This is a genomic window from Sneathiella glossodoripedis JCM 23214 (genome assembly GCF_000616095.1).
GTDB lineage: Bacteria > Pseudomonadota > Alphaproteobacteria > Sneathiellales > Sneathiellaceae > Sneathiella > Sneathiella glossodoripedis.
On the sequence record NZ_BAMS01000001.1, the window covers coordinates 934542 to 949856 of the forward strand.

Below are 15315 nucleotides of genomic sequence, written 5' to 3' on the forward strand. Positions count from 1 at the left end.
CCCACATAGCACTATGAGGCTTTTGTTTACTCGCAAGCGGAGGCGCCCTTAATGAGTTGGAGCCCTGATCAGTACCATCTTTATACAGATCATCGTCTGAGGCCTGCCCTTGATTTGCTCTCGCAGGTGGATCTGGTCTCGCCAATGATAATTTACGATTTAGGCTGTGGCACGGGGAATGTGACATCCATTTTGTCCCAGAGGTGGAATTCTGCAGTTGTAACGGGGGTGGATAGTTCTGAAGAGATGCTGTCGGTTGCCAAGCGAGAACATCCCTCAATCGAGTGGCAAAACTCTGCGATTGAAGAGTTTGATCCTGCAAGCAAACCAAATCTTATTTTTAGCAATGCGGCACTTCATTGGCTGGATGATCACGAAACTCTGTTTCCCAAGTTAATATCTCAGTTGAGGCTGGTGGTGTACTTGCTGTGCAAATGCCTAATAATTTTTCTGCTCCCTCACATGCTACACTTTATGAGTTGGCCCAATCCGATAAGTGGCTGGATAAGCTCGGTGAGCTGGTGCGGCCTGCTCCTGTCCACAATAGTGAATGGTATTATGATTTGCTATCGCCACTGGTCGAGAAGCTAAATATTTGGGAGACAACCTATTATCAGGTTCTGAATGGTAAAAATGCGGTGCTTGAATGGACCCGATCCACCGCCTTAAGGCCATTTTTGCAGGCTCTGGAAGGAGACGATGTTTCTAAGTTCGAAGAGGAATATGCAGAACTTTTAATCGAAGCCTATCCTCAAAGAGAAGACGGCTCTACATTATATCCGTTTTCAAGGCTGTTTATCGTAGGGCATACATCTGAAGATTAGGTGCAGATGATTGTCCTTTTTACAGACTTTGGAAGCGAAGGCCCCTATCAGGGGCAAATGATTGCAAGTGCCAGAAAACACGGTTTCAAGGGCGATATTGTAACTTTGTTTGCTGATGCGCCAGCGTTTTCTGTTAAATATAGTGCACGGCTGTTGGAAGCATATTATCAGGATTTTCCAGAAAATTCAGTGTTCTTGTGCATTATTGATCCAGGTGTTGGATCAAGCCGTAAGCCCCTCATCATAAAAAGTTGCAACAGATGGTTTGTTGGGCCTGACAATGGATTGTTTGAATATCTGTTGAGGCTGGATAAAAAATCCAAAATTTATGAAATTTCATGGGTTCCAGAAAAATTATCTGCAAGTTTTCATGGGCGCGATTTATTTGCCCCTGTTGCCGCAGAGCTTGCGCAATCGCAGACTGCTAAAAACTTGGGTAGAAGCGTTGATCCCAATAGGATTGTACGGACCAATTGGAGCGATAGTATCGCTGAGATCATATATATAGATCATTATGGGAATTGTATGACCGGTATTGCAGGGGACGCAAATATTAAAGAATTACGGTTTGGAGATCAGGTTTATCCAATAAGTCGTACTTTTTCTGATGTTGCCGTTGGAGCTCCACTTGTTTACGTGAATGCTAATAACCTCGTCGAAATTGCGGTTAATCAAGGACGGGCAGACCAGTGCCTGTCATTGCGCACGGGGGCGACCGTTAAACCAATTGGGTTGGATTAATTTTTCAGTACAACGCCTTCTCTTCTGGGGTCAGCGCCTCCCATCAATTTGCCTGAATTGACTTCAATTCCATGTAAGCCACTATTGAGAGTGCGGGTTTTTACGGCGTAGCCATCTCTTCAAAAACAGATTTTAGTGGTTCAAGTGGGGTCCCTGCCTCCAGATCCAAGGTGCCATTTCGATTAATGTGGTGGGGCAGGTTAATGGCATCCTGAACGTTCATTCTCCAGTCAAGAACAGCAATAGCAGCTTTTGCAACATACCCAATAATACGGCTTCCGCCTGGAGATCCTATTACAAGTCGCAGGTTGTCATCGGGATTGAGGATGATCATTGGGGACATGGAGCTTCGCGGACGTTTGCCCGGCTCAATTCGGTTATTAACCTTTCGACCATCTTGGCTGGGGGAAAAGGAAAAATCCGTGAGTTGGTTGTTAAGGATGAATCCGCGCGTCATAAGCCGTGAGCCAAATACGTTCTCTACAGAGGTTGTCATTGATACCGCATTACCAAATTTGTCAACGATACTGAAATGGCTGGTTGAGGGTAGTTCAATGGAATTGTCTTCATGCAAAAGATCAGCTCTTTTAAGGGGTGTTCCGGCCTCATACGGTATATTTGTTGCGTTAGGCTTTATTAAGCGTGATCGACGTGCCAAATAATCTGTAGAAAGGAGGGTGTCTTTTGGAACATCAACAAAATCTTCATCGGCCAAATACATTCCTCTGTCAGCAAAGGCGAGCGCGCTTGCTTCTGAAATCAGGTTAATGCTTTGAGCGGAAGAGGGTTTCAGGTTTTCAAGCTCATAGGCTTCCAGAATTTTCAGAATTTGCAGGACAGTGATGCCCCCAGATGTTGGTGGTCCCATTCCGCATACTTTGTAAGACCGATAGTTACTACATACTGGAGCGCGTTTTACAGCTTGATAGGAGGCAAGATCCTGTAGTGTAAGGAGGCCTGCATTTTTGGTGTCATTATTTACAGTCTGAACAATGCTTTTAGCAACTTCACCACTATAAAAGCCCTTGGCGCCCTCGTTAGCGATAATGCGAAGGGTTTTTGCGAGCTCTAGATTTACAAGTGTTGTACCTGTCGCTTTTGCGGTGCCGTCGTCATTATAAAAGTAATTTCCTGCCGTTTCTTTTGTCTTTAGAAATTTATCCCGGTCGAGCAGATAATGCAGGCGAGGAGAAATCTTGAAACCGGCTTCAGACAGTGCAATCGCGGAATCAAACAAATTTTTCCATGGAAGCTTACCATGCGTCTGGTGCGCCAATTCAAGCATTGCCACGACACCGGGCACCCCAACTGATTTACCGCCAACAACAGCTTCGTAGAATTTGTATTTTGAACCGTCGGATTTCAGGAAATAGTCTTCGGTGACCGCAGATGGTGCCCTTTCTCTCCCATCATATGTTGCGATAGTTTTTGTTGCAGCGTCATAATGAACAAGAAAAGCGCCGCCCCCAATACCCGATGATTGTGGTTCTACCAAGGTTAGGACCATTTGCACAGCTATTGCGGCATCGACTGCGCTCCCACCATTATTCAAAATGTCGTATCCAGCCTGCGCAGCAAGCGGGTTCGCTGCTGAGATCATGAATTGACCATCTAGATTGGAAGAATGTGCAGGTCTGGTTGCAATGGCACTCGCACATAGCAAAAGGAGTACAGCAATGAGGTTTGAAAGGAATGTGTTTTTCATAGGACGCCTGATAGTCTGTCTCTGTCAAAATTGTTTTTACTCAAACAAATATCTTGATACACTCTTGCTATAAGAGGTTGACCTAAAATATTAGTTTAGTCTACCGCCCATTGACGCGAAAATAATAGAATATAAAGTGTGACGATGATTAAACCGGGTGCGAAAAACCTGATTACGGATGTAGATGGCATTCAAGTTGGGAATGCTCATGATGAAACCGCAATGACGGGTGTAACAGCCGTCATTCCAGATAGCTCCGCTGTTGCAGGTGTTGACGTCCGCGGCGGTGGTCCTGGAACTCGGGAGACTGAGGTCCTTCGCCCCGATTGCTTGGTAGAACGAGTGGATGGCATTGTTCTAAGCGGTGGGTCCGTTTTTGGGCTTGAAGCGGCAGCCGGCGTTACGACAGCGTTGGCGAAAATGTCACGCGGGTTCGAACTTCGGGGACTTAATATTCCTATTGTACCATCAGCGGTGTTGTTTGACCTGTTGAATGATGGCGATAAAAATTGGGGTGACGTGCCGCCGTATCGTCAACTTGGGCAACGAGCAACAGAAACAGTCAGCCATGATTTTGGGCTGGGAAATGTCGGTGCTGGTTATGGCGCTGCTGCGGGTACATTAAAAGGTGGGCTTGGAAGTGCATCTGCGGTGAGTGAAGATGGAATACAGGTGGGAGCGGTCATTGCCGTAAATCCGGTTGGAAGTGTTTTGATTCCCGGTACATCAAGCTTTTGGGCATGGCCACTGGAGCAAAACGGTGAATTTGGAGGTGAGGGGGCACCTCAGCTAACTGAAGATATTTCGCTAGAAGCGATAGCTGAGGGGCGTTTGATGGAAAATACGACAATTGGTGTCGTTGCAACAAATGTTGCAATGAATAAGGCACAGGCACAACGTGTTTCCATTATGGCGCAGGATGGCTATGCCCGCGCAATACGACCTGTACATACACCGATGGATGGAGATACAATCTTTACGTTGTCTACCGAAAAAAGATCGTTGGACGATCCTGAACCACTTGCGCTCGCCCGTATTGGGGCAATCGCAGCGGATTGCGTCGCAAGGGCAGTAGCCCGCGCCGTATATAATGCAGAAAGTTTAGGGAGACTACCTGGCTATCGTGCGCTTTTTAATAAGAACTAAACAGGAGACTGGGATGAAGAAGTTATTGGTCGCTACCGCTCTTGCATCGGCCATATTGGCTCCGATGTCAGCTGAGGCAGCAAAAGATACATTAAATTATGCTATGCGATTGGAGCCACCCGGGCTTGATCCGCGCACAGGTGCCGCAGCTGCGATTTCGCGTATTACGCTTTACAATATTTTTGAGGGCCTCACCCGGATTGACGCAAATGGTGAGGTTCAGCCCCAGTTGGCGAAAAGCTGGACAATCAGCCTGATGGACTGGTTTATACATTCAAGCTTGAAGAAGGCGTCAAGTTTCATGATGGATCGGATTTTGACTCATCTGATGTGAAGTATACTTTTGAAGAAAATGCATCTGAAGATAGTCAAAACAAGCGTAAAGGGCGATTTACGAATATTGCTTCGATCGAAACGCCTGACCCATACACTGTCATTCTGACATTGAAGGAGCCAAGAGGTGACTTCTTGGCACAGCTGGGGGAATCAACAGCCGTAATTGTTGATCCGGACTCTGATGCAGGAAATGCAACCAATCCTGTTGGCACAGGGCCGTACAAGCTGGATCGCTGGATTAAGGGTGATCAGGTTCGGATGGTTATGGCTGATACATATCGGGATAAAGCAAATCTCAAGATCAAAAAAGCAACTTTCCGATTTATCAACGATTCTGCAGCTCGTATGGCAACGCTGCTCGCTGGCGATGTTGATTTTACGTTTGTGCCGAACGAAACCATTCAGCAGTTTAAACTGGGTGATGAGTTTTATGTGCTTGAAGGGACAACAAATGGTGAAACCATTTTGAGCACGAATAACCAGCACGAGGCATTGTCAAAACTTAAAGTACGTCAGGCAATTGCGCATGCTATCAACCGTCAGGAAATTATTGATGGCGCAATGTTTGGGTATGGGACACCTATCGGGTCGCATTTTGCACCCCATCATCCAGACTATGTGGATTTGACTAATACATATCCATATGATCCCGAAAAATCTAAAGCGTTGCTGGCGGAAGCTGGGTATCCAAACGGTTTGGAACTTTCGTTGAAATTGCCTCCGGTTGACAACTATGCCCGTGCAGGCGGTCAGATTGTCGCCGCTCAGCTTGAAAAAGCAGGGTTTAAAATCAAAATTGAAAATGTGGATTGGCCGAAATGGCTCGACGAAGTCTACAAGAAGCGTAACTACGATTTGTCAATTGTGAGTCATGTTGAGCCAATGGACATAAATATTTATGCCCGTGACAACTACTACTTCAATTATAAAAATCCGGAATTCAACAAGGTTATTAATGAGGCTGAAACAGCTCTGACACCTGAAGTCCGCAGTGCGAAATTGAAAGAAGCTCAGATGATGCTTGCGAAGGATGCTGTGAATGGCTTTATGTTCCAGCTGGCAAATGTGCAAGTGGTCCGCAAAGGTTTGCAGGGCGTTTGGAAAGATGCACATCTCTTCGTAACTGACGTTGCGCGTATGAGCTGGGCAGAGTGACGTAAAATCACTTAGGGTAATGTGATGAAGAGCCCGTCGTTTAGGCGGGCTCTTTTTTATGGGGTTGAGCAAGCTGGATAGCGTTGGCCTCTAAGGCCCTTGAAAATAAAAAAGCAGCCAGTGAGGCTGCTTTTTTAATTCGAAAATCTGCTATGTCTTATCTTACATAAATATGAACTTCATTTGTTGCTGCCTGACCACTTGAAGCCGCAGAGAGGTTCACACGTGAAGCAGGAAGCCCCATGTCGGTCAAAGAGCGTAGAACCTTATGGGCATTTCGTGTCGCTTTCGACTGATTGAGCGCGACATCTGCAGCTCCACCTGTCATTGGAGCTACTGCGACAACATCAAACACGGACTGTGGGCGGCTCTGCAGTGTACGATTGACGGCAGTATATAACGCTTGCTCGTAGGGTACGTCTGCACGATCAAAGCGAATGACAACAAGTGGTTGACGATTGCCTGCTGCAAAATTTTGCGTGTTCATCGACGATACTGGCGATGCATTGGCAACAGGTGCCGCAGAGAGGTAAGCTCTGTTTGCGAGGCTTGCTCCCAACAATTCACCATTTTTAATGGAGTGTGAAAGTGTCGTCAGATTTGCACGCTCGTTGCCGACATAGGCGGTCTGGCGGCTGATATCTTCGGATAATTCGTTGAGAAGCCGATCCACCAGCACCACTGTCCGATTTGTTTCATCTTCGAGGATTGCAAGCTGACGGTGGTCTTCTTCGATTGCACCTGAGAGCCCATATGCCGCCCGAGTTGATTCCAGTAGATAGGCAGACATGCTTGAATCGCTCGCTACGGCATTTGCCAGGCTATTCATGGAGGAAATATCAGCACCGATTCGCTCTAGTTGTAATTGGGCCTGATTCCACTGATTGATAAGCACTGGATTTCCAGGTGTCGTTCCCACCTGAAGGCGCGCATTTACTGCCGCGATGGTGCCGTGATAGGCCTGTGAGTTGGCTGTTGTAGCGGCCCTTATCTGCTGCAGTTGCTGATTGCGTTGTTGCAGGCGTTCCTGCAACGCGCCTAGTTCATTTCTCAGAACGGCAACTTTCTGGCCGACGAAAGTACCCGTGTTAGGCGCTGCTGTTACACCCGGGGTTACAAAATTTGTTGTTCCAAGTGCAGGCGGTGCTGCTGTTGGAATTTGTGGAGCTGAAGCAGGTGGTAACTGCGATGCTGGACTTAAAGTGGGGTTTGGGTTTTTTTCTGCTTCGGACTTGGCAATTGGTACAGGAGCACCGCTGCCGTCTGAGCTATCACCTGTGAGGGCAGGCATTAAAGATTCGTCTATAAAAGAACAGCCTGCAACAAATAACGCAGCAGTTAGCGCAATTGGTCGGGAAATGCGAAAAACCATATCGTGAAACACTCTATTTTTGTGATCGTAAACATACACTAAACAGTTTACGAGGCCCCCTATTCGAACAAGTCTGTCATTAAATACAGTAAAACAAAGACAAATACTACCCATTCAAATGCGGATGGACAAGAAAGGATTTAATTTGTGTTTTTTGTGTTTTTTTGGATTCAGCGCTTGCATTGTTCGAACGTTTTGATTAGGTTCCCGATCCGCAGACAACGGCAACGCAAGTTTGCTGTGAAAGACCCTAGCTAATGGGTCCATGATGCACCGGTAGCTCAGCTGGATAGAGCACTAGACTACGAATCTAGGGGTCGGGAGTTCGAATCTTCCCCGGTGCGCCATTTTCAGGGTAATAATTTACAAGTATGCGGTTGAGCCTCGCTTAAACATTTTTTACCCCAATCGATTTATTGGCAAATAGAATTTCGTGTTGAAACAAAGAGCGGATCGTCTCGAAATTCCGGGTAGAAATCCAGTAATCGGGCAAGGCTATCTTTTGCCGGTTGGCTAAGATATGCGCCTCGTCCTGGTTTTCCGATGTTAAAGCGCAAAGATCCTTTAGATTGTGCTTTTTTGATTGCTTGCTCAATTGTCTCGGAATTTTGACCTATATTGAGGTCCTTCGCCACCTTCATTATAAAATTGAGAGGTTCAGTTGTATAATCATCATAGTGGTAAATTGGAGCCGCACCTGAATACCTCCAGCTTCCATAGAAGCTGAGGAACCAGGGAATTGATAAACGAGCAATCATTTCCTGGAGTGTAGAGTCGTCTAACTCCATATGTTTCCTGTCCATAGCAACCATTGGTGATTTGATTGTTTCGGTGCGCAAGTGATCACAGATACTTACGACAGTGTCAGCCAAATTCCTTACCAAAACTATCGGTTTTAGGTTGTATTGTTTAATATATTTCTCGAGGGTGTCGCTATATTTAGTGTGATGTTGAGCTACATAATGTGTCAAGTTATACCTTGATAATCTAATCGCGCAGAGTTCTTGTTCTCGCTCCCCCCAACCAGGTACAAGCGATCTGCGTTTCATTCCAGGTAATTCAGCGAATACATGACTAATAAATGTAGAGGCTGATTTCGGTGCGCAAGCAATAAACAAATGATTTTTTTGCTTTCCCAAGAGGGGGCTTAAGGTAGCATCTTTGGAAATATAGAAAATATTCAAAAGTCGATTATTTCGTTTGGCCATTTTTCAATATTTTGGTGAGAATTTGTTTTAATGAAGGAGGTCACTTTAGATGTGAGGGTAACACTTTTAGAAAATTTGTCATTTGAAAAGGCGTTAATGAGGGGGCGCAGGTGCTGCCTATTACTTTCCAAGCATAATCCACTTGTAACCATTACCTCGCAGAGGTAGAAACTTGGCAAAGCAAACTGAAATTGATGCTGGAGTGTTTTCAAAATGACTAATGTTGATAAAGACCCGATTGAAGCATTTCGGCAAGAGGTTGTTGATACAGTATCTTCTTATGCCGACGAGAAGGAATGGCGTGATTTAACTCATGAGTGGACTAAGCATGCGCTTTCCAAAAGGTATGTTTATAATTTTTCATCATTTGGAAGACCAATTATTCAGTTCCCAACTGACATGGTCGCGTTTCAGGAAATAGTCTGGGAAGTTAAGCCTGATTTAATAATCGAAACGGGGATTGCTCACGGCGGTTCTCTAATTCAGAGTGCGGCTTTGATGGCGAATTTGGACTATTGTGAAGCTGTACAAAGTAACTCAGTGTTGGATCCTTCTAAATCCAACCGAAAGGTCTTGGGAATTGATATTGATATTCGTAAGCACAATCGACAAGAAATAGAGGCACATCCATTCAGTCATTTGATTCAAATGATTGAAGGATCTTCAGTGGATTCCGACATTATAAGTGAAGTTAGATCTGTCGCATCTGAGTACCAAAAAATATTGGTTTGTTTAGATAGCAACCATACTCATGAGCATGTATACGAAGAATTAAAGGCATATGCTCCTTTAACCAGTAAAGACAGCTACTGTATTGTTTTTGATACGGTTGTCGAAGATATGCCTGACGATTTTTATCCTGACAGGCCTTGGGGGCCCGCGAATAGTCCAAAAAGCGCCGTATATCAATATTTGGATGAATTAGAGCAGTCTGCACATTTAGGGGCCGATGGTGAAAAGCTCCTATTTGAAAACAACCAGATGATTGAAGACAAGTTGTTCTTTACAGTAAATCCCAATGGGTTTTTAAAGCGCGTTTAATCTGTTGATGAGTATGAAGCTGGACTATTCAAAAAAAATAAGCATCGTTATTCCAACTCGTAACAGGGCTGAATTTCTTGGACCATGTATAGAAACGTGCACAGCCTCTGACGATCAAAATCTCGAAATCGTCGTTAGTGATAATTTCAGTTCTGATAATACTAAACAGGTTGTTGAAACATTTACCGATCCGCGTGTCAGGTATGTGACTCCCGGTAATGATGTGAGCATGCGTCAAAATTTTGAATATGCACTTTCACAGGCCGATGGGGACTTTGTAATTTTCATAGGTGATGATGATGGAGTATTGGCTAACGGGCTCAAGACAGTCAGATATTTGATTAATAAATTTGATCCAGATGTGCTGCTGTGGAAACACATCACGTATCTTTGGCCTCACATACAAAGTGAGCCTAAGGAAGGATTGCTCAAATTTCGTCTTAGAGATTTTTGTGGACCCATGAAGACATTGGATCCCAAAACTGTTTTACAAAGTTTTGCTGATGGTCGCACGGTTGCCTATCGAGAGGGCGCAAATATATATCATGGTTGTATAGCTAGAAGATTGATTGATGCCGTGTCGTCCAAAGGAGGACAATATTTTCAAGGGCAGATTCCTGACGTGAATACTGCAGTATCAAATCTTGTTTACGCGAAAAGTATGTTGTGGATCCGGAACCCTGTGACGATCGCAGGGCAGGGTGAAAAGAGCAATGGTGCCGCTATGAATACAAGCGCTCAAACAACTCAATCACAAAATAACATTGCCGCAAACTTTAAGGAGTTAGCTGAAGCGGATAGTGTTCTTCCTGAAATTGATTTGAGAATTAGATCTATTCCCGCATACACTTACGCCAATCTTAACCTAGTGAGTCAAATTCACCTTAAGGGGCAGCTGAAATTGAATCATGAACGGTGGAGGCATATCATTGTTGATGATCTTAAGCGTTTTCCAAAGCAACATCGATGCTGGAGTGTGCTCGAAGAGTTTTTTGAGCAAATGGATCCAGATTACGTCGCAAACGGTAGATTAGCGAAAATCGAAGAAACACTTGAAAAACGTACAGAGTTAGCAACAGAAGGGCGCGCCCGAGTGAAGAAAAAAAAGCGCGGGCCAAAGTCGTTACATATTTCTACAGTCAAAAGCACTGCGGATTGGATTAATGCTGTAACTAATCCACCATACAAACCGGTGAATAATTTATTGTTTGCGCGGTGCAAACATTTTTACAGAATGATTTTGATGGTTATCAACCGCCTGCAAGTCACTTGAACGACTTTAAGTACTGACTAATTCCTTGTTCAATCGTCGTCAATTCCTTGAGATTGATTACACTTTTGAGCTTGGTTGTGTCGCCTTGGATAGAAGTTAGTTTTGATACTTTTTCCAGGCGTTCTTTAAATTCGAGTATCAGTTCTTTTTGCTCAAGGATTTGCGCAAAAATTAGTCCGATTTGATCGGGTAGTAGAGCATTGCCGCTACATATGTTTATCGTGCCACAAAAATTTTGCTCACCAAGCTCGGTGAAAATTTTTGCGACATCATCTAGTTGAATTAGATCAACTGCTCTGCGTGGATTATTAAAAGTTGGCAGACTAGAAGCTTTAACGTTTGTAGCAATGTAGTGTAGTAATCGATTTGGGTCTTCAGCAGCATGGTAGGGAAAGAAGATTCTTGCCCAAACCAGTTCAATTTCTTTCGAGATTACATCGGCTATGCCTTTAAAGGCCAGTTTGGACGCTGAATAAGCTGTTAAAGGATTCAATGGAGAACTGTCCTCTGACAGTGACGTGTTTGCCCATTGGTATTCGGCGCAAGTGCCAGCTAGGATTGCGCGCCGTCCGCCGGCAGAGACAAACGCGTCAAGTAAGTGAGCACTAGCTGAAACCCAGTCGAAATTTCTGCTTGAATGCCAAAATTCACCCGGAGTCGCTTCCCAAGCCAGATGAATTAATATTTCGGGTTTTTCTTGAGAGAGAAATTCGGCTACTTCAGTCTTATTCCAAAGGTCTAATTGTAATGACGTTAGCTTGGGGGATGTGATTTCCAGTTTTCGGGTTTTGCTTATAGCAATTACTGAGTTACCATTTTTTAAAAGTTGCTCAACTGTTGCGCGACCGATATTTCCTGTTGCACCTGTAACTATAAACTTAGCCATCTTAATGCCTTAGTGCTTCATCGAATGATGGGAGCATTTGATCTTTCTCGGAAATTACGGTTGGTGTTGCCGGCCACTGTATTCCAATGTTCGCATCTGCCCAGTTAAAACCTGACTCAAAGCCTGGTTTGTAGGCCGGGCTCATCAGGTATGTGACTTCACTATTATCTTCGAGCGTCAAAAAACCATGTGCACATCCTTTGGGAATATACAATCCTTTGCCATTTTCTCGGCTTAGTTCTACTGCACACCATTTGCCGAAAGACGTTGTGTTTTCTCTAATGTCGACAATGACATCAAAAATACTGCCTGAGGTGCAATAGACTAACTTTTCCTCTTCATGTGGTGATATTTGAAAATGCATGCCGCGTAACGTGTGTTTGCGCGTGTTGTAAGAAATATTGGCTTGTGCGGGTTGAAAGTTGATCCCTTGGCTTTTGAATTCGTTTTCGCAAAATACCCGCGCAAAATATCCTCTGTGATCCTCTAATTTTTCTCTCTCTAGGAGAAAGGCGCCGGCTATTTCAAGGCTTTTAAAGATCATCAGATTATTTTCAGGCTGGGAATAGGGGTGACAAACTGTCCATCCCACTGCTTAATTGAGGACATTTGTTGGGTGATTTCTTGTGTGAGATTCCAAGGTAAAATCAGAACGTAATCGGGTTTAATTTCCAGTATTTTGTCTGGAGAATATACTGGAATATGGCTTCCAGGAAGATAAGTCCCTTGCTTCTCCGGGTTTTTATCTACGACAAATTCAATCTGATTTGCGCTGATTTTGCAATAATTCAGTAATGTGTTGCCTTTCGCAGCTGCTCCATAACCAACTACCTTTTTGCCATTTTTAACTGCAGTGTTTAAAAAAGATAGCAAATCCTTTTTCACTTGTTCCACCTTTGGAGCAAATCCTTCATAAGCAGACAAACAATCCAGAGAAGCTGATTTTTCTTTCAGGCGGATTTCTTTTAATTGATCGGAGGTTTGATGAATTGAAGAGCTATCATGACATGCGTAGACTCTGAGGGAGCCTCCATGCGTTGGTAATTCCTCAACATCAAATACACGAAGCCCGTGATTTCGAAGAATTGTCTCTACGGTTAGAAGTGAAAGGTAGGAATAATGTTCGTGATAAATTGTATCAAATTGGGTTTTATCTATAAGGTTCAAAAGGTGAGGGAATTCTATTGTTAGAACTCCGTCTGCTGCCAAAATGATCGGAAAACCAGCAACAAAATCATTTATGTCAGGAACATGAGCCATCACGTTGTTGGCTGCAATTAGATCCGCTTTGTAGCCATCATTGCTTAAACGTTTCGCCGTTTCTTCACCAAAAAAAGCGATTTCTGTAGGTATGTTTTTGTTTTTTGCAACCGAAGCAACGTTTGCCGCGGGTTCGATGCCTAATACGGGAATCTGGTGTTCAGCAAAATGTTGAAGCAAATAACCATCATTACTGGCGACTTCCACCACAAGGCTGTTTTTATTCAAGCTAAGCTTTTGGATCAGGCGTTCACTGTATAATTTTGCGTGCTCAACCCAACTGGACGAAAAGGAAGAGAAATAAGCATAATCTGAAAATATTTCTTCTGCTGGAACAACATCTTCCACCTGGACCAAAAAACAACTGGAGCAAACCCTAGCATGGAGCGGGTATGATTTTTCTGTTTCGAATTCGCTCAGATCTTTAAGATAGCTATTCGCAAGTGGAGTTTCTCCCAGGTCCACGAAGGTGTTTTTCAGCTCTGTTCCACAAAATCGGCACTTTGGTATTGATGTCATTTATTTTCGCCCAAATAATCTTGTATTTGTGAAAGAGTATAGCTGTACATATCCTGCTTATCACGTAGAGCTTGATACCAGGTGACTGTCTTTTCCAAGGTCAATTGTGAATTCCATTTCGCCCTCCATCCTAGTGTTTTTCGTGCGAGGGAGGCATCGAGTGCAAGCGCAGATTTTTCTGCAAATTCGGGCCCTTCTTCAAGCTCCCAATCTGAATTGATGCCGAAACTGCGTTGGATACTGTTGGCAATGTTGCCAACGGTTAGTACTTCTTGGTTGTCCGGTCCAAAATTCAAGGCGCGTGGAATCTGTTTTTCGTCACTTGTAGCTAAAGCTTGCAGATAAGTTAAGTAGCCGGATATTGACTCGAGTACATGTTGCCAGGGGCGAGTTGCGTTTGGATATCTCAGTTTAACAACTTCACCTTTTTCAGCCGCTCTCCAGATATCGGGTATTAGGCGATCTTCGGAAAAATCACCGCCACCGATCACATTTCCGGCGCGGGCTGTCGCAATTGGTATTTTGGAGCCAGTGAAGAAGCTTTTAGCGAAAGATGCTGTAGCAATTTCACATGCTGCTTTTGAAGATGAGTAAGGGTCATCACCACCGAGAGGATCATCTTCTGTAAAAGGTCGTCCATCTTCATTGTTTTGATAAACTTTGTCGCTTGTAACGACAAGAACAGCCTGCAGGCATGAAAGGTCCTTGACCGAATCCAGAATATTTAGAGTACCTATTACGTTTGTTTCATAGGTGTCTAGTGGAAAACGGTAAGATCGCCTTACTAAAGCTTGAGCTGCCATATGAAGTATTATTTGAGGTTTACATTCATGTATAATGTCGCCAACAGCCGTACGGTTGCGGATATCTGCAAAATATGACTTTTGCGGTAGCTTTTGCTTGAGCATATCATGAAGGGAGCGGGGGGGGTCTGGGGGAAGTGAAATCCCTGTCACATCTGCCCCTAGATGAGCTAGGTAAGTTGCTGCCCACGCCCCTTTAAAGCCCGTATGGCCGGTAAGAAGTACTCGCTTTCCATACCAAAACTCTTTGTTGATTTGGTTTGCAGACATCAGTCCCAGACCCGCCATGGTGCCTTGCCACTAGACCAAAGATCTTCCAGGTAGTTTTTTTCTCGCAGCGTATCCATAGGTTGCCAAAAGCCGTGATGCTGATAGGCTGACAGTTGTCCGTCTCGCGCAAGACTAGTCAACGGATCTTGCTCCCAAGGCATTTCGTCACCGGAAATACGGTTAATAACTGAGGGTTCAAGCACAAAAAAGCCGCCATTTATCAGAGCATTATCCCCGGCAGGCTTTTCGGTAAATTTGGTGACCGAGTTATTCTCAATAATTGTTGCACCGAAGCGCCCAGGTGGTGACACTGCGGTCAAAGTCGCTTCTCTTTTTTGCTCTTTGTGAAATGCAATCGAGGCTGTGATGTCTACGTCTGCGACACCATCTCCATATGTCATACAAAATGTTTCATTTGGGGTTAGGTGGTTGGCTGCTCTTTTGAGGCGACCACCGGTCATCGTGTCGGCACCTGTTTCAACCAATGTTACACGCCATGGCTCCGCTTTTTCATTATGGTAGGTTATTTCATTGTTGCCGAGATCAATGGTTACATCCGAACGGTGCAAAACATAGTTCGCGAAGTATTCTTTCACTACGTAGCTTCGATAGCCCAAACAGATTATAAAATCTGTAATGCCGTGGTGGGCATAGATTTTCATAATGTGCCATAGTATGGGCTTGCCCCCAATTTCAATCATCGGTTTTGGTCGAAGATGGGATTCTTCTGATATACGAGTTCCAAGCCCTCCCGCCAAAATGACAGCTTTCACCTT

At 44.4% G+C, this 15315-nt stretch carries 16 protein-coding genes and 1 tRNA gene; 9 read left to right on the forward strand and 8 right to left on the reverse strand.

The annotated features are described in order from the left end of the window. Positions 1-51: 51 nt before the first annotated feature. Genes JCM23214_RS26475 through JCM23214_RS04685 form a run of 3 tightly spaced genes read left to right on the forward strand, consistent with a single transcriptional unit; the run spans position 52 to position 1565 of the window. On the forward strand, positions 52-591 hold the full coding sequence (locus tag JCM23214_RS26475; protein WP_084264565.1) for a methyltransferase domain-containing protein: 540 nt from the start codon (positions 52-54) through the stop codon (positions 589-591). Next, positions 564-824, forward strand: a complete 261-nt coding sequence (locus JCM23214_RS22095; RefSeq protein WP_084264567.1) for a class I SAM-dependent methyltransferase — start codon at positions 564-566, stop codon at positions 822-824. The genes JCM23214_RS26475 and JCM23214_RS22095 overlap by 28 nt, the downstream gene beginning before the upstream one ends. Before the next feature lie 6 nt (positions 825-830). Beyond that, entirely contained in the window at positions 831-1565 is a 735-nt protein-coding gene (locus JCM23214_RS04685) for an SAM hydrolase/SAM-dependent halogenase family protein (RefSeq protein ID WP_025897840.1), read from the forward strand. 100 nt (positions 1566-1665) lie between these two features. Here the strand turns inward: JCM23214_RS04685 and ggt are convergent, their stop codons facing one another. Further along, positions 1666-3270, reverse strand: coding sequence for a gamma-glutamyltransferase (gene ggt, locus JCM23214_RS19095; protein ID WP_199899298.1), 1605 nt, complete (start codon positions 3268-3270; stop codon positions 1666-1668). Positions 3271-3414: 144 nt separating this feature from the next. On the opposite strand from ggt, the gene JCM23214_RS04695 reads away from it, so the two are divergent. The 3 genes from JCM23214_RS04695 to JCM23214_RS19100 are packed head-to-tail and all read left to right on the forward strand — an operon-like array spanning position 3415 to position 5907. After that, positions 3415-4416 (forward strand): P1 family peptidase, encoded by a 1002-nt coding sequence (locus JCM23214_RS04695; RefSeq protein WP_025897841.1) that lies wholly within the window; start codon positions 3415-3417, stop codon positions 4414-4416. A gap of 13 nt (positions 4417-4429) precedes the next feature. Continuing rightward, positions 4430-4750, forward strand: a complete 321-nt coding sequence (locus JCM23214_RS23940) for a hypothetical protein (protein WP_199899299.1) — start codon at positions 4430-4432, stop codon at positions 4748-4750. Next, on the forward strand, positions 4678-5907 hold the full coding sequence (locus tag JCM23214_RS19100; RefSeq protein WP_234397670.1) for an ABC transporter substrate-binding protein: 1230 nt from the start codon (positions 4678-4680) through the stop codon (positions 5905-5907). The genes JCM23214_RS23940 and JCM23214_RS19100 overlap by 73 nt, the downstream gene beginning before the upstream one ends. A 157-nt stretch (positions 5908-6064) precedes the next feature. Here the strand turns inward: JCM23214_RS19100 and JCM23214_RS04705 are convergent, their stop codons facing one another. Next, positions 6065-7198, reverse strand: a complete 1134-nt coding sequence (locus tag JCM23214_RS04705; RefSeq protein ID WP_199899300.1) for a hypothetical protein — start codon at positions 7196-7198, stop codon at positions 6065-6067. Positions 7199-7549: 351 nt separating this feature from the next. Between JCM23214_RS04705 and JCM23214_RS04710 the strand changes: the two genes are divergently transcribed. Further along, positions 7550-7626 (forward strand) — tRNA-Arg (locus JCM23214_RS04710). Positions 7627-7692: 66 nt separating this feature from the next. Here the strand turns inward: JCM23214_RS04710 and JCM23214_RS04715 are convergent. Beyond that, positions 7693-8487, reverse strand: coding sequence for a sulfotransferase domain-containing protein (locus JCM23214_RS04715; RefSeq protein WP_025897845.1), 795 nt, complete (start codon positions 8485-8487; stop codon positions 7693-7695). Between the two features lie 213 nt (positions 8488-8700). On the opposite strand from JCM23214_RS04715, the gene JCM23214_RS04720 reads away from it, so the two are divergent. Next, complete coding sequence (locus JCM23214_RS04720) at positions 8701-9528, forward strand: cephalosporin hydroxylase family protein (RefSeq protein ID WP_037492589.1); 828 nt, start codon at positions 8701-8703, stop codon at positions 9526-9528. Between the two features lie 13 nt (positions 9529-9541). After that, positions 9542-10801 (forward strand): glycosyltransferase family 2 protein, encoded by a 1260-nt coding sequence (locus JCM23214_RS04725; RefSeq protein WP_025897849.1) that lies wholly within the window; start codon positions 9542-9544, stop codon positions 10799-10801. On the opposite strand, the gene JCM23214_RS22100 is transcribed toward JCM23214_RS04725, so the two are convergent. The 5 genes from JCM23214_RS22100 to rfbF are packed head-to-tail and all read right to left on the reverse strand — an operon-like array spanning position 10794 to position 15312. After that, positions 10794-11687: an NAD-dependent epimerase/dehydratase family protein gene (locus JCM23214_RS22100; RefSeq protein ID WP_025897850.1), complete on the reverse strand. Its 894-nt coding sequence runs from the start codon at positions 11685-11687 to the stop codon at positions 10794-10796. The two genes, JCM23214_RS04725 and JCM23214_RS22100, sit on opposite strands and share 8 nt — an antisense overlap. 1 nt (position 11688) lies before the next feature. Further along, a complete protein-coding gene (rfbC, locus tag JCM23214_RS04735; RefSeq protein WP_025897851.1) occupies positions 11689-12231 on the reverse strand; it encodes a dTDP-4-dehydrorhamnose 3,5-epimerase in 543 nt (180 codons plus the stop codon). Beyond that, positions 12231-13466 (reverse strand): class I SAM-dependent methyltransferase, encoded by a 1236-nt coding sequence (locus tag JCM23214_RS04740; RefSeq protein ID WP_025897852.1) that lies wholly within the window; start codon positions 13464-13466, stop codon positions 12231-12233. The genes rfbC and JCM23214_RS04740 overlap by 1 nt, the downstream gene beginning before the upstream one ends. Beyond that, positions 13463-14557 carry a CDP-glucose 4,6-dehydratase gene (gene rfbG / locus JCM23214_RS04745; RefSeq protein WP_025897854.1) on the reverse strand — a complete coding sequence of 365 codons (1095 nt, stop codon included), beginning with the start codon at positions 14555-14557 and terminating at the stop codon, positions 13463-13465. The genes JCM23214_RS04740 and rfbG overlap by 4 nt, the downstream gene beginning before the upstream one ends. Then, on the reverse strand, positions 14539-15312 hold the full coding sequence (gene rfbF, locus JCM23214_RS04750) for a glucose-1-phosphate cytidylyltransferase (RefSeq protein WP_025897855.1): 774 nt from the start codon (positions 15310-15312) through the stop codon (positions 14539-14541). Before rfbF ends, rfbG begins: the two co-directional genes overlap by 19 nt. Between the last annotated feature and the right edge of the window lie 3 nt (positions 15313-15315).

What these genes read in the sequence shown, in the direction of transcription:
- JCM23214_RS04740 (WP_025897852.1), bottom strand. Translation starts at nt 13,466, where the DNA reads ATGACATCAATACCAAAGTGCCGATTTTGTGGAACAGAGCTGAAAAAC.
- JCM23214_RS23940 (WP_199899299.1), top strand. Translation starts at nt 4,430, where the DNA reads ATGAAGAAGTTATTGGTCGCTACCGCTCTTGCATCGGCCATATTGGCT.
- JCM23214_RS04685 (WP_025897840.1), top strand. Translation starts at nt 831, where the DNA reads ATGATTGTCCTTTTTACAGACTTTGGAAGCGAAGGCCCCTATCAGGGG.
- rfbC (WP_025897851.1), bottom strand. Translation starts at nt 12,231, where the DNA reads ATGATCTTTAAAAGCCTTGAAATAGCCGGCGCCTTTCTCCTAGAGAGA.
- JCM23214_RS26475 (WP_084264565.1), top strand. Translation starts at nt 52, where the DNA reads ATGAGTTGGAGCCCTGATCAGTACCATCTTTATACAGATCATCGTCTG.
- JCM23214_RS04720 (WP_037492589.1), top strand. Translation starts at nt 8,701, where the DNA reads ATGACTAATGTTGATAAAGACCCGATTGAAGCATTTCGGCAAGAGGTT.
- rfbG (WP_025897854.1), bottom strand. Translation starts at nt 14,557, where the DNA reads ATGGCGGGTCTGGGACTGATGTCTGCAAACCAAATCAACAAAGAGTTT.
- JCM23214_RS04705 (WP_199899300.1), bottom strand. Translation starts at nt 7,198, where the DNA reads ATGCCTGCCCTCACAGGTGATAGCTCAGACGGCAGCGGTGCTCCTGTA.
- JCM23214_RS04715 (WP_025897845.1), bottom strand. Translation starts at nt 8,487, where the DNA reads ATGGCCAAACGAAATAATCGACTTTTGAATATTTTCTATATTTCCAAA.
- JCM23214_RS04695 (WP_025897841.1), top strand. Translation starts at nt 3,415, where the DNA reads ATGATTAAACCGGGTGCGAAAAACCTGATTACGGATGTAGATGGCATT.
- JCM23214_RS22100 (WP_025897850.1), bottom strand. Translation starts at nt 11,687, where the DNA reads ATGGCTAAGTTTATAGTTACAGGTGCAACAGGAAATATCGGTCGCGCA.
- JCM23214_RS04725 (WP_025897849.1), top strand. Translation starts at nt 9,542, where the DNA reads ATGAAGCTGGACTATTCAAAAAAAATAAGCATCGTTATTCCAACTCGT.
- ggt (WP_199899298.1), bottom strand. Translation starts at nt 3,270, where the DNA reads ATGAAAAACACATTCCTTTCAAACCTCATTGCTGTACTCCTTTTGCTA.